This window comes from Paenibacillus sp. UNC217MF (assembly GCF_000686865.1).
Classification (GTDB): domain Bacteria; phylum Bacillota; class Bacilli; order Paenibacillales; family Paenibacillaceae; genus Paenibacillus_B; species Paenibacillus_B suaedae.
Window position 1 is genome coordinate 377,835 of the sequence record NZ_JMLT01000008.1, and the last position, 14,079, is coordinate 391,913.

A 14,079-nucleotide genomic window follows, 5' to 3' on the forward strand; every position below is an offset into this window, starting at 1 on the left:
TGATCAACTATCCCTTCTCCGCTCCTAGCATAACCCCCTTTGCAAAGTATTTCTGTGCAAAAGGATAAATAAGCAAGACGGGGATCATAGACAATACAATTGTCGCGTTCTTCATCGCCTGTGGAGCCAGAGCTGCACGATCTACGAGCGAAGCATCCGACTCTGCATTGAAGATGAGCATGTCTCGCAAGACAATCTGAAGCGGGAACATATCCTTGTCATTTAAATAAATTAACGGGAGGAAGAAGCTGTTCCAATGCCCCATAAAATAAAAGAGTCCAATCGACGCCAAGGCGGGCTTCGACAACGGGATTACGATGCTGAACAAGATGCGATACTCGGAAGCTCCATCGATTTTGGCCGCTTCCCGAATTTGGGACGACATGCTCTCATAGAAGCTCTTGAGTATGATGAGCTCAAATGTCCAGATTGCATTAGGCAGCACGAGTGCCCATACTGTATCAATTAAGCCCAGTCCTTTGACCACCATGAAAGTTGGAATAATACCTGCATTCAGGAACATCGTCAGCACGATCGCAAGCATCCAGAACTTTCTGCCAACAAAATTGCGCTGCGCTAATGGGTAAGCGGAAATGGCCGTAAACAACAGGTTGATGAATGTGCCAAGCGCCGTATAATAGATTGTATTCAGATACGCCCTTGGAATCTTGTCATCCTTCAGCACCTCAACGTAAGCATCTATATTGAAGCCCTTCGGAAACAGGGTTACTTCCCCTTGCAATACAGAAACCGTGTCACTAAATGAAATGACAGCAATATACCATACCGGATAAAGGGTACACACTGCAACGAGAAGCAATAGGATCGTATTGGCAACATTGAAGATCGACAGCTTACGTTCTCCTACCATAGACTGTTACCTCCAAATCGCTTACTTACATAGTTCGCTCCGAGCAGCATGACCAAAGCTACGGCAGATTCGAACATCCCAACAGCCGCTGCATAGCTGTAGCTTGATTCGAGGAAGCCCTTGCGGTACACATAGGTGGAGAACACGTCGGCGACACTATATGTCATTGGGTTGTACAGCAGCAGCACCTTTTCGTAACCGATTCTGAACATATTCCCCATATTTAAGATGAACATGACGACGATCGTCGGCATGATTCCTGGTATCGTAATATGCCGCATCATTTGCAGCCGCTTCGCACCATCTACCTTAGCTGCCTCATACAGCGAAGGATTAATACCGGCTACAGCCGCCAAATAGATAATCGCCTGATAACCCATCGTGGCCCAAATATCGGATATGACGTAGATCGGCCGAAACCATGCAGCATCAATCAAAAAATGCTTTTTTTCAAATCCGAAATAGGAAAGAACTTGATTGACGATCCCATTCGTTGGAGAGAGAAAGTCAATGATCATACTGCAAATAATGACTACTGATAGAAAGGAGGGTAAATAACTAAAGGTTTGAATCGATTTCTTAAACCATTTTACTCGAACTTCATTTAAGAAAACGGCAAATAGGATCGGAAACGCAAACCCGAATAGTAACGTGTAGAAGCCTAGCAGGAATGTATTTGTAAAGAGAATAAGAAAGTCCTGATTGCTGAAAAATTTAATAAAATGCTTCAGTCCTACCCATTTGCTATCGAATACACCTTTGTACACACTGTAATCCTTAAATGCGATGATCAACCCATACATGGGCCCGTATCGAAATATTGCGTAGAAGAGAATACAAGGAATAAAAAGCACAAGAAGCTGCTTATCGCGCTTGATATGCTTCCAGAAGTTCGCCCAACGCATGCGACTTGGCGTCATTGTTCGTTGGTGCTTAGTCTCAAGCTCTGATTGCTGCACAATTGTTCCCCCTTGAGGAATGGGCACCTGAATCAGAATCCAGGTGCCCCTCCGATTTCAAATGATCCGCAGCTTACTTGGAGTCAAAACGCTTTTGTGCTTCATTAAATATGGCAAGCATTTGATCAATCCCTGCTTTTTTCGCAGTGTTTTTCCAGTCCTCCCATTGCTTCTCACCATAGTTTTTATCCATCACATATTTCGAATTGAACTCTTCCGCTGCCTTCTGGATCGACGTCTGCAGCTCTGATAGAGTCGCAATTTCATCATCTGTGAAGTTAAGGGTTGGATCTAGCGGCTCTCTTCGATTATCCTTCATGATTAGATCTTGCGCTTCCTGCTCTTTTTCCGAGAACTTGAAATAGACACTCTTCGGATTCGGTCGCAAATAGGCGCTTTCCTGCCACATCCCATAGCGATCCTCGAGAACACTAATATCCACTAGCGGCAGGTTAGCCAATTCTGGATACACAGGATATCCATCCTCACCCCACTTGAAGTTCACACCTTCTACACCAAGTGTCATTAAATCCCCGCCAGATGGACTTGTTAAGTAATCCAGCAACTTAAGCGCAACTTCCTTATTGTCGTTATCCGCTACTGCGATACCGAAGTCGCTAACCTCAGGCAGCGATCTTACGTGCCCCGTCGGACCAATTGGCAGTGCATATCGCAAGTTGTAATCGGGCATCGCACTCTTCACCTGGTTGTAGAACAGATCCAATCTGCCAATCCAGTCGAAAGTTACAAATGCCTTGTCTGTTGTCATTTTCGTTGTCCAAGAATCCTGCGTATTCGTTAAAAACTCAGGATCAAGCAGCCCTTCGTTGAACATCTTTTTCATGAAGTCAAGCATATCTTTGTGCGCATCCTGCACGGAGGCGAACTTCCAATTTCTATCTGCTTCATCATAATAAATTGGATAGTTCTCACCGCCTATTCCCCAACCATAAGACCAGTCTCCATAAATGTGTTCTTTCGTCTTAGAAGCGTAAGGATAACTGTTCGGATACAGCTCCTTCAATTTTTTCATAGCGGTGTAGAATTCATCTGTATTCGTCCATGGCTTGATGCCGTTCTTATCGAATATATCCTTTCTATACATGAAACCGTGATTGACGTCCCGATTCAACTTGTATATCGGCCATGAGTATAAGTTCCCGCTCTGATCGCCGAATGACTTGATTACCCACGGGTTTTCTTCCATGTACAGCTTCTTGAAGTTGGGCAGCATATCGACATGCTCATTAATGGCCACAACACCGCCCTGCTTGCCTATATCCTTCAGTTCGGCACCCTTTAATCCATTGAAAATATCTGGAAGCTTCCCGGAGGCAACGGTCGTTCTCAACTTATCCTCGTAAGTCTGGCTGGAGTATGTCTGAAACACCACCTTAATGCCTGTTCGCTTCTCAATTTCCTTGACGACGAGCATTTCATTCGTGATGGAGACATTACCAGGATGCATCCATGTTAACGTTACAGGCTTATCAACGATCGGAAGCTTCAGCCCGCCCGTATCCCCATATTGCTCACTATCCCCCGTGACTGTAGAACCGGAACCTGCATTACCACTGTTACTGCTGTTATTGTTGGAATTTGTGCTGCTTTCTTGACTGCTTGCACTCCCTCCGCCTCCGCATGCCGCAAGAAGCGTGAAGACCATTGTCATCATAATGACAACACTTATGACTCTTTTTGACATTGCGATCATTTCCCCCTTTGTATTGTTGCGCATTCCCTACTGGCAGCTTCCAACTTAATTCTCTCTCAGTATAAGAAGCAGTCACCATTTAATAAATAAAGCGTTTTCATAAATTGTTCTAATAGACCCTCCTCGGGATAAAAGTTCACATAAAACCCTTATGCACCACGGATTTCCCCCGAGTGGAAAATGATAAAGTGGTTGAATTTGATGAAATACAGTTAATGTTTATTCCAGCCATTCCTGTAGATAGGCTGCAACGAATTCGTCATCATGAAGATGCGAATATTGTCTATATACTCGATCGATTTCGTCCGCTTGCCCAGCAGAAAGCGTCTCATTCGGATTCAGGCACCAAATGCCCTTGAGCAGCCCTTGGCGGCGCAGCACTTCATGAATCCCTGGAATACATCCATGAAATTGATGCGCAGTATCGAAAAATGCAGCATTGCAGTCTGTAATCTGGATGTTCCTAGTTAACCATTCCCCAGAGATTTCGCCGCGTTCTCTCTCCTTCTTGATCTCCTCCAGTAATTCGACTGCTTTCTTCGTCCATACAGCCCAATGGCCGAGAAGACCGCCCACAATACTCTTCTCAATTGACTGCCCTCTCACATCGAAGCGGTACGTTGTAAGCAGATCATTAACAATGTTATCGTCATTCCCTGTGTACAATGCAATCTCATCTCTTCTGTCAGAATAGCATACCGCTCGTACAACATCGATGGTCTGATAGCGATTGAAGGGAGCCATTTTGATTGCTACTACATTCGGGATATCCGCGAATTTGCGCCAAAAATCAAAGCTGAGGACACGTCCTCCAACAGACGGCTGCAGATAGAATCCGATTATCGGCATAATAGCAGAAACCCGTTCAGTACGTTCAAGCAATTCCTCTTCACTCATGCTGGAGAGTCCGCCCATGCTTAGCAATGTGGCATCATACCCCACCTGATGTGCCAGTTCCGCTTCCCTCATCGCTTGTTCAGTACTGCCGCATACACCGGCAATCTTAATAAAAGGACGTTCTATGTTAGCTCGTTCTACCTCTTCAACGGCCATGCGCAATACCCTCCCAAATAAATCATGCTTAGGGTCGCGAATCTCAAATTGTGTGGAATGAACTCCTACTGCGATTCCACCTGCTCCAGATGCAATGTAATACCTCGTCAACGCGCGCTGATGGCGTTCGTCCAGCTGACGCTCCTCATTGAGTGCAAGTGGATGCGCGGGAATAACTAAGCCCTGATGGAGAGCCTCATGCAGCGTGTTCGAAAGCTTATTGCGTGTCAGCATCAGAATTTCCCACCTCTCTCCTGAAAATGAGTAGGTTTATTCCATGTTGCCCCTCCAGATTGAACCCATTCCACCACCCAGTCGATCATCTGCAGTAGTGATACAGATGGATACCCGAAGCGTTGATGTGACTTGGATGCGTTATTCAACAAGGCCAGTTCTGCTTCCTCGCCTTGATATTGCACGCTTTTATTGAATCGCATGGCGAACTGCTCTGCAGCCCATCTCACCGACATTGTCTCCGGCCCTGTGATGTTCATGATGGTCGGCGGACTCGTGCATTCCGTCAAGGAGCGAAGAGCCATTGCGTTCGCATCCCCTTGCCAGATTACATTTGCATGCCCCATACTCAGATTAATCGAACTCCCTTCCATCACAGATTTAGCTATTTCTAACAAGACACCGTAACGGAGATCAATCGCATAGTTCAATCTGTAGAACAGCATTGGGGTATTGTTTTTATGGGCATGGTATTCGAAGATTCGCTCTCGACCTAATGTGGACTGCGCATACTCACCGATTGGTTCTGGTGATACAGACTCATCAGCCCCTCCGCTGCCGATCGGCATGAATGGATAGATATTACCAGAGGAGAACACAACAATGCGAGAGTCCTTGTACTTCTCGGCCACTCTTCCAGGCAGATACACATTCATTGCCCATGTAAAATGCTCCCTTCCCGTAGTGCCGAATTTATTGCCCGCCATATAGATCACGTTCGATGCATGTGGAAGCTTGAACAATTCTCCATCATGAAGGAGATCGCATGCAATCGTCTCAACTCCCGCTTCCTCTAGTTCGCGCTGTACATCGCCTCCAGTGAACCGAGATACTCCGATCACCCGCTTGTTCAGCCCGCCCTTGCGAACCGCATTAACTGCCAGCTTAGCGAGACTTGGCCCCATTTTCCCTCCTACACCAAGAATAACAATATCTCCGTCGACTTTCGCCAGATCTTGAATACATTCATCTGAAGGCTCAGCTAGTCTCTTCTCCAGTTCAAGCACAGATTTCATATCCATCATCCCCCTTCTGGATTTATTCGATTTCACCATCTACGTATGGAACCTGATCCTGCGAAACCGACAAGCTTCCATGAAACCATATATATACCAGACAGAAGATCGTGTATATCATGCTTTTTCCCACATCTTACGTATTTCTGGATAAGAGTATCTCCCAATGTTGTACAGCCTAACTCTCGGGTGATTATGTAGGTTGAAAATCATCAAGTAGACGAAATAAATAAAGTGACTCACAATCGATGGGCACGGGGCGCATGGATCAGTCACTTTATTAAAGAGGCAGAAATAATGGGTTTTTCTCATGGTAGGATCTTATAACTCAACTTTCGCCGAACAGAAATTGCCATGAAAGCTTATCGTCATAGATTTCTACGAGATTAATTTGCTTTTCGAAAAATAGAAAAACACCGCTTCGCATTTTAAAAATTATGTAGTACTATCTAACGGTGTTGAGTTCTCTACCGATTTGAAGGAATCCGGGAAGGCTGCCATGAAAACGATCATCTCCTCGTTAATTGTCATCCCGAATACGGCTGTCAGAACCGGATGAAGGAAAAACGCTTCTGCTACCGTGCGATTCAAATCTGTACTATAGGGAACGAAACCGCCTTCTCCGGTTCGCTGAAGGTTTAATGCCATTGGGTCATTCCTAGAAAAATCGGTATCTTTGAGGCTAACCATTTTTCGGTCAGGATAGCGATTAGATGTAAAATGAATTTCCAAATTATTTATATCGTAAACCAAACTGAAAGCAGTATCTTCCCTTTGAATGGCCTGCAGCACATCGAAGGCAAATCCCATCTCAGCAACCTGCCTATCCAGATATGCTGCTGCCCGAATGAATCGTTCCATTGAATTCTGTTCGTAATCTCCGTATTCCACACGCCATTTCCCATCATAATCTTTCCAATCCCTAATCGCCTTAGGATATGACGTGTTCGCCATAACGGGCATCGGGAGTTCTTCTCCTTCGTAGATGGATAACACCCCATTCGCGAACTCGAAAATCGCGCAGCCCCCTATTTGATCGCAAGCCATATAGTGTAGCCGCGACGTCGGATTAACGATCATGACACGCCCCGCCTTATCCTTCACCTCTTGCACGGATGCGCATGTATCTAGCATAAGTTGAATCCACTGCAGCTCCCCTATAGCCGGTTGGTTCTGATCGTGGGGATAGCTGGACTGCCAGAATGTCGTTTGCTCTACCACAAGGCCTGCTTCATTCATCCCTCCGTTGGGCATTTCTTTGCCTACCTGTGATATCGTGATACTTCCATACTTGGAGACCCACTCCATCGGGCGGTTCGGTGGCATGACCAACGCTGACTTGGCTATTCCCCTGTGGTTCGTGAATAAGTAAGCTCCATCATACGGTACGTCCTGATTTTTACCAAGTAATCTCACACCCGTCTGGTTCATGTATACAGTTGTACTCATGGTTATTCTTTACCCTCCTGCAGTTTATTAGATAGTTCATCCAGTTGTCCTGCATTTAGCTTATCGAGAATGACATCGAATATTGCCCCAACCCGCTCATCCCCCTGTTCCAATACTGCAGCCACTCTCCCGAGACGGATTTGGTTACTCTGCTCTCGCTGAAGCTGCCGCTTCTTCTCCTGATAAGAGATAATATCTTTATCCTCTGCTCCCTCAGCCTTCAGCCTAGCTACTTTCTGATCCAGCAGCAGCATATGGAGCTCGGTTTTGGCAAATGGTGTCAATTGCTTCACAAATCGCTCCCCATCTACAAGAACAGTCTCTTGAACCTTAAAATAGTTAGCGAGAGCCTTCAGCCTTTCTTCCGGAATGGGCCTCCGTTTCTTGATCCAATCTGAGAATTGTTGCGGGGTAATATTGAACTCACGACCTATCCCGGAATACGACTGCTCGTTGATCACGACAAGATACTCCAATACCGTCTTATACTTGACTATCTGTTGATCATTCAATGGAATCATCCTTTGACATAATTTATGTCAACAACATAACCCAATGACATAATTTATGTCAAACAGTTTTTGCGTCATGTATGTCATTTTTTATGCAAAAAACCCCCACCATTTCTGATAAGAGTTTGTAGGCGGGGATCATAAAGACAGGAGGGGAACTGGTTTCGTCTGCTCGAGAGCAACAAAGCTGAGTCCTTTCCTGGCAAGGACGTCGTTTATCCATTCAATTTCACAGCTTATGCTGCACTCACTTTCCCCCATCATTACGACTGCGCGATTTTTGGGAGCTTTATGTGATCAAGGGATTGAAGACGATTCGGCAACATAAACAAATTATCATCTGATGGTTCTGGGTACTCGACCTTAAACCCACCTTGCTCAGGATGAAATTGATAGTATACCCGTTCCGTCTGCTCAGTTGAAATCTTATTGACAACTTGCGAGAGATCAACTTGGTTCGGAGACAGGACATCGTATAGTTGTATTGAATTTCCATCTTGCATAAAGATAACGACCGCGTCTAATTCTTCAATAAAATACAGATGATCCTCAAACACATGCAAGCAATACCAAGAGAAGATTCCTTCTGCATGAATGGCGTCACACGTCGAATATCTTACGTTCCGTGAAGCATAGTATCGCATGACAAGCTCCCAATCCTGAACATCTGTTACGTTCAGCTTCCGCATGTGAGTACGATCGCTGTGTGCCTCTAGCGTATTTATGACGGAGTAGAATTCCGGTTCTTGTACTCTATGGAAGCCAAACTTCGGATAGAAATCGAGAACCGTTCGATTCGCATATAAGTACATAAAGCTGCATTTTTGCTGATACTCTTCGATTACGATTTCCATTAGCTTTCTCGACAAGCCTTGATTCCGATACGCTTCATCCGTCATGACCGTGCCGATCATAATGGCTTCATGAGTCTCATTTTTTATAACGATATCCATTACATTAACTGATACATTCGCAACGACTCTATCTCCATCGGCGTAGGAATAGCAAATATATCGATCATTCCAGCATCCTCGCTGATACCAATCTTCAAACTGAATGCCGAACGATCGCTGCGCCAATGCATTGAAGCTTGCACGGTATTTCTCGATGTCCTTATAATCCTTAATGAATACGAGTTCTTTCATAATAACTCTCCCTCATCGCCTTGTTGATGAAATACCATGTAATAATGAATAACAGTGAAAATTGATAAAATAGATCAAAGAGGATTAAGTACGTCTTTCTATACGCCAAGCAAGCGTAAAGCCGCCTTGAAGCTTATCTCCTGTTACCGTCACATCATAGATCTCCGATTTCTGAGCGTAAAGCTTCACCGAGCTGTCCCCATCAGGCTCCATTCCGACGTGGTTCCCTCGCTCATCCTTTATATGAAAACCGTGCCCTCCGCCATTCTTGTTACGCACGTAAATGGATAGTGTTATCACATCACCGCGTCTCACTTGTATCGGGATTTCATGCTTTCCATGGAAATAATCAAAAAAAGCTGTATAAGAAATCGCGGTGCGCTCCTCAACCCAGTTGCTTTTCGTTGTAAAATCAATATTCGCAATCAGTAGGAGGATGGAGGGGATAACGAGGGAGAAGAGATAGGGAGCAACCTTCCTGCCGCGTATAATTGGATAAGCATATGTTCCCCAGAAAAAGAAAAGGGCGAAGAACGAGCCGAACATTCCGATAAGAAATGAGCTCATACTCACTTCCAGTCCTAGAAAAAAGAGATTTCTCGCGTGCAGCAGAATACGTGACAGCACCTTCAGCCTTCCCAGTTTGATCGTGATAAGATCAATGATCACCGAACATGCAATTCCATACCCAAAGAAAATCTTCCAGTAGGCAGAGTTGGCAAACTGTTCTGAATACGCGTACAAATCCATCTTCGGTAATACAAACATAGCAAAGAAAACAAACAAAGAGAAGCCTGCACCTGACAGCTTGGAAAGGATATATGCTGCATATCGATCCCCTCTCGGCTTCTCCATTCTCATCCCGGAATTCGTAATCAATCCGGATCACCTCTTCAACCAATTGATGCAATACCGACTTGAAATCCTAGCTCTATTTAATCTGTATATACCTTGTTTTCCATCCATATAATCTTTAAGTGCATCTCTATGCTGTTCATTCCATGAAGTCATGCATTCGATTCAAATTGATACTTCGCCATCATCTCTCCCCAATCCGCTAACCCTTGTTCAACAAACCCAACACTCGCATACAAACGCTTTGCTCTTTCATTTTCAGGATTGTAACTAATGAAGACCACTTCTGTTCGATCCTCCTTGGATCGAAGCTCATCCATTAACAACTGCATGGCCTGCTTGCCATAGCCTCTGCTCTGATGCTTCTCATCGATCATGAATCGATAGATCCAGTAGTTGCCGTCATCCGCATCTAGTCCATACATCGTAAAGCCTATCATTTGTTCATCCTTGTAAATTGCCTGCGCCACGAACCCCGGCAAAAATTGCACTTCTGCTATGGAATACAGATTAGAAGCTATAAACTTGCTTTGTTCCTCCGACGGACGAAGGTTGATACTCTCTTCCCAATTGTCCTGATCAATATTTTTAAACGTAATCATAGATGAATGCCCTCCCGATTATTTAGTCGTTCTTCCATAATTGAATGCAAATCACGATCGGCCAATGATACGAATTTTCAAGGTCTCCCTCATTTCTTAGTAGGGGTAGTATCGATTCGACTATTCGTTATGCCAGAGCTTATCAACTCGTACAAGTTGCATATCCTGAAGCTCAAGCTTATAGATATCCGGCATTGTCGTGGAGAACCAGAACTCGAATCCGTAAGCTGGATCGAAGTAATTCAATATCAACGTCATAATGTCCCCGTGTGTCCCAATCACAATATGCTGTCCTTCATACTTGCTTATCAATTCTTGAAGTACAGCAACTGCTCTTCGCTGAGCATCACGGCTTGGTTCTCCATCTGGAAAAGAAAAATGGAAATCTGCGTACACCTTGCGTTTTGACTCTTGGAAGCTCAATCCTTCAAATGCACCAATTTGCCGTTCTCTCAAATCTTCGTATATGTGAATAGGACGATTCACAAAATCAGCAAGCGGCTGAATCGTTTGAATCGCCCGAGCATACGGGCTTGATATAAATACATCAATCGGAATATGCTGCAGCAATTCGGCGATCTTCATTGCATCCTGTTCTCCTGCGGCAGATATCCCCCTTGAGCGCTCTTCCCCTTCGATATATGGTGACTCACAATGCCTCACAAAATAGAGTGTAGTTGTCAGATCATTGCACCTCATTCCATCTGTAAGTTTAGTAGATTCCAGTTGTTTCCTGTATACGAACGCAATTCTGATTACGTTTGTTCGGTTCGCCCAATTCATGAATAACTCTTTCATTGATTGAGAACTACACTATAAATGCAGCTCCATCGGGTCATTGCATAGGCTGTATCCATTTCGCTCATAGAAGCGAACGCTCCATTCACTAGGCCATACGATGATGAATTCATGCTCCTGCTGCTTCGACCAAGCCTCTATCCCTTTCATCATCCTGCTTCCAATCTGGTTGCCGCGATGCTCTGGTACGGTATATACATTCGTCATATAGACAAATGGATTTGTCTTTCGCCCAGGTCGAGGGACTTTGTGAATCAATTCCAAGTAGATGTGGGAGATGACACTTCCATCTAAATCAGCGACCCAAATAAACCACTCCCCACCTTTCATTGCTTCTAGTAAAAAGGAACGGCACTCCTTGTAAAAATCTTCGTATAGTTCCTCTTCAACCTGCTCTTCGTTATACTCATTCGAGAAGTCCCATCGCATTCGAATAAGCTGATCAATGTCTTGTACGCCGGCTAATCTTATATTCATCTCGAGGTTCCTCTCCTTATCATGACAAGGCCCAACCAAAAATGAGTTTTCAGTCGGGCCATATGGTGTCTTACTGCACAGGATCTTATTCCATTATTATACACTCCAATTGTCAATTTCAAGTAGAAGGGTTACGTTCAAATAAGAATATATTCATTTATATAATCATAATCGACCACAAAGAAAGTTAAAGAAGCTGCCGCCAGTAGAGTGCCGACGACAGCTTGCTGCTTAGGTATTTTATTCTATGTCTTTCTGGTTTTGTTGAAGATCATTTTAATTGTAGCTAGTTCAACGTAACTGCAAATTCCGAGTTCGGCACGCCAGCAAACACAACCGTTCCATTCTTCGGCAGTTTTACTTTGTTATTGCCGCTCACAACCGTAAAGTTGATACATACTCCCTTCTCATCATACACCGCGAACGAACTCTTCGATGGCAACGCCACGTTCATCGTTTTTCCTGCTGCCGCTTCTGGGATCGTAAACCATTTCGCATGCCCATTTGCTTGCAGTGTAACTATCGATGATTGATCTGTATCGAGCGGTTTTACGTTGGATTCACTTACGTATAAGAAGTCAGCCATCTCCATATATTCATTGCCACTTTCTGTATAGAAATGAGCTTCCTTCGTATCACGCCCATCCATCACGGGAATCTGGATTTGATGCTTCGCCGTATTCGGACCTGTAATTTGTTTGCTGTCCCAATAGCCCTCCTTGAGAGTAATTTGTGTGGTAAGAGGGATTAGTGTTCCGAGATAGATCATAGAACTAAACTTCTCGTTTACAAGATAGAACTTGCTACCTTCCCGTTTTGCCCATGCAGCAGCGGTCTTCTTCGGTAGCAAATTAACTTCTAGTTTCTCGGCTAAATAGGTAGTCATTGCAATTTGCCCCAAGCCTGGCGATAATTCATAGGTGCTCTCCCTCAAATAAGTCCTTCCATTCTTCTCGGTGACGAAGCTGAGCTTGGAGGTACCCTTCTCATTAATAAAGCTACCATCCGCCGTATATACATATTTTCCTTCTGGCTTAGTTGGTAAGAATAGTTCTCCCTTCTTCGTAATTTCTATTTTGAAATGACTGAAGGTATTTCCGTAAAAACCCGCTTTCTTTGCCACGTCTTGAGGCATCTTAGCCTTGATTGGCTTGCCGAAGGATTTATCCGGCTTTATGTCTTTAATTGCACCCTTCTCTTCAAGCGCGGTAAGCAGTAATTTAGTTGCCACCATTTGATTTGTAACACTGCTACCTCCTGACGACAACACAGCCGCTGCCATCTTCTGTTCTGGAAGCACGACCAGTGCAGCATGTTGCAGTACCGTGTCACCTCCCTTAGCCAAGGCCTTTATCCCATATCTATTAAATGGATATAATTCTACACTATCCCATCCAAGACCATAGTTGAACACATTATCTCCGTTCTCCGGCCACATTCCTTTTTTATATTCCTCTTGCTCCATCTCCTTGACTGCCTTATTAGAAAGAATTCCTTTTCCCTGCCCCATAAATAATTGTGAGAATCGCACCACATCTTCTGCCGTGGAAGAGATCCCTCCCGAACCAATCGCATTCAGTGATTCAATAGGAAGCTGTCCTTGGTACGTCGGAATATAAAGTCCAGCCCGCTTTTCGTCTTCCCATTTGTCTTGCGGCGTTTTCGTATGATTCAGTTTTAATGGCTCTGTAAACTTTTGATGTAGAAATTCAGTAAAACTCATACCGCTGACTCTTTCTACCAAAATCTCAGCCAGCGTAAAGCCATCGTTACAGTATACCGAGAACGCGCCAGGGTCGGCCTTCAAGCTTTGGCTGGGTAGTTCCCGCAACAAGCTATCATGGGCAACAGTATCATTATCTTTAAATAAAACTACATTATTGAACGTCATACCTGGCAAACCGGATGAGTGGTTCAACAGCATACGCGGCGTAATGCGCTTGTACCGCTCATCTTTCATCTTGAAATCAGGAACATAGCGGACGACAGGAGTATCCAAATCGACTTTTCCTTCGTCGACCAATTTCATTACAGCCGCAGCTGTATATACTTTACTGGTTGAACCAATCCCGTATAGAGTATCTTTGGTCAGCGGGAGTTTCCCTTCCATATCGTTCTTGCCTGTCTGACCCGACAAAATAATCTTGCCATTATCAATTAGCGCATACTGCACGCTATTCGTCTCATAGGACTTCATGAGCAGAGCAGCTTTCTCTGCTGCAATCTTCTCCAGTTCTTGGCTAGCAACCCCTTGGCTAGCTACAACCGCAATATTACTGCGAGAAGATGCTATCGCCATTGTCGGTAAGGTCATCGTGAGCGCCAATGTAGCGGCTAACACCCCAGATAGTTTCTTGTTCATAAGATAATTGCCTCCTAGATAATGACATAGTT

The 14,079-nt window shown here is 44.5% G+C and carries 14 protein-coding genes; 1 reads left to right on the forward strand and 13 read right to left on the reverse strand.

Features of this window, described 5'->3' with window-relative positions; genetic code table 11:
• Positions 1 to 7 precede the first annotated feature (7 nt).
• The 12 genes from BP95_RS0105200 to BP95_RS0105255 all read right to left on the reverse strand — a co-directional run bounded on the left by BP95_RS0105200 (position 8) and on the right by BP95_RS0105255 (position 11,685).
• Positions 8 to 871 carry a carbohydrate ABC transporter permease gene (locus tag BP95_RS0105200; protein ID WP_021255161.1) on the reverse strand — a complete coding sequence of 288 codons (864 nt, stop codon included), beginning with the start codon at positions 869 to 871 and terminating at the stop codon, positions 8 to 10.
• Complete coding sequence (locus tag BP95_RS0105205) at positions 865 to 1,791, reverse strand: ABC transporter permease (RefSeq protein WP_051249960.1); 927 nt, start codon at positions 1,789 to 1,791, stop codon at positions 865 to 867. Before BP95_RS0105205 ends, BP95_RS0105200 begins: the two co-directional genes overlap by 7 nt.
• Positions 1,792 to 1,903: 112 nt before the next feature.
• The gene (locus BP95_RS0105210) at positions 1,904 to 3,535 is read right to left on the reverse strand and encodes an extracellular solute-binding protein (RefSeq protein ID WP_028531581.1); all 1,632 of its coding nucleotides are present in this window, start codon (positions 3,533 to 3,535) and stop codon (positions 1,904 to 1,906) included.
• A 228-nt stretch (positions 3,536 to 3,763) separates the two neighbouring features.
• Entirely contained in the window at positions 3,764 to 4,831 is a 1,068-nt protein-coding gene (locus tag BP95_RS0105215) for a dihydrodipicolinate synthase family protein (RefSeq protein ID WP_051613996.1), read from the reverse strand.
• Entirely contained in the window at positions 4,831 to 5,847 is a 1,017-nt protein-coding gene (locus tag BP95_RS0105220; RefSeq protein ID WP_021255165.1) for an NAD-dependent epimerase/dehydratase family protein, read from the reverse strand. The genes BP95_RS0105215 and BP95_RS0105220 overlap by 1 nt, the downstream gene beginning before the upstream one ends.
• A gap of 435 nt (positions 5,848 to 6,282) precedes the next feature.
• Positions 6,283 to 7,296, reverse strand: coding sequence for a linear amide C-N hydrolase (locus tag BP95_RS0105225; protein WP_021255166.1), 1,014 nt, complete (start codon positions 7,294 to 7,296; stop codon positions 6,283 to 6,285).
• A gap of 2 nt (positions 7,297 to 7,298) precedes the next feature.
• Positions 7,299 to 7,817, reverse strand: a complete 519-nt coding sequence (locus BP95_RS0105230; RefSeq protein ID WP_414813102.1) for an XRE family transcriptional regulator — start codon at positions 7,815 to 7,817, stop codon at positions 7,299 to 7,301.
• A gap of 254 nt (positions 7,818 to 8,071) precedes the next feature.
• Entirely contained in the window at positions 8,072 to 8,953 is an 882-nt protein-coding gene (locus BP95_RS0105235) for a GNAT family N-acetyltransferase (protein ID WP_028531583.1), read from the reverse strand.
• 84 nt (positions 8,954 to 9,037) lie between these two features.
• Complete coding sequence (locus tag BP95_RS0105240; RefSeq protein ID WP_028531584.1) at positions 9,038 to 9,832, reverse strand: hypothetical protein; 795 nt, start codon at positions 9,830 to 9,832, stop codon at positions 9,038 to 9,040.
• Positions 9,833 to 9,960: 128 nt separating this feature from the next.
• Complete coding sequence (locus tag BP95_RS0105245) at positions 9,961 to 10,410, reverse strand: GNAT family N-acetyltransferase (protein ID WP_021255170.1); 450 nt, start codon at positions 10,408 to 10,410, stop codon at positions 9,961 to 9,963.
• Between the two features lie 120 nt (positions 10,411 to 10,530).
• On the reverse strand, positions 10,531 to 11,109 hold the full coding sequence (locus BP95_RS0105250; RefSeq protein ID WP_036591801.1) for a histidine phosphatase family protein: 579 nt from the start codon (positions 11,107 to 11,109) through the stop codon (positions 10,531 to 10,533).
• 114 nt (positions 11,110 to 11,223) lie between these two features.
• Complete coding sequence (locus tag BP95_RS0105255) at positions 11,224 to 11,685, reverse strand: GNAT family N-acetyltransferase (protein ID WP_028531586.1); 462 nt, start codon at positions 11,683 to 11,685, stop codon at positions 11,224 to 11,226.
• Positions 11,686 to 11,836: 151 nt separating this feature from the next.
• Between BP95_RS0105255 and BP95_RS34475 the strand changes: the two genes are divergently transcribed.
• Complete coding sequence (locus tag BP95_RS34475; protein WP_368087140.1) at positions 11,837 to 11,920, forward strand: hypothetical protein; 84 nt, start codon at positions 11,837 to 11,839, stop codon at positions 11,918 to 11,920.
• Between the two features lie 51 nt (positions 11,921 to 11,971).
• Here BP95_RS34475 and BP95_RS0105260 read toward each other — a convergent pair whose 3' ends face one another.
• Positions 11,972 to 14,047: a serine hydrolase domain-containing protein gene (locus BP95_RS0105260; protein WP_021255173.1), complete on the reverse strand. Its 2,076-nt coding sequence runs from the start codon at positions 14,045 to 14,047 to the stop codon at positions 11,972 to 11,974.
• Between the last annotated feature and the right edge of the window lie 32 nt (positions 14,048 to 14,079).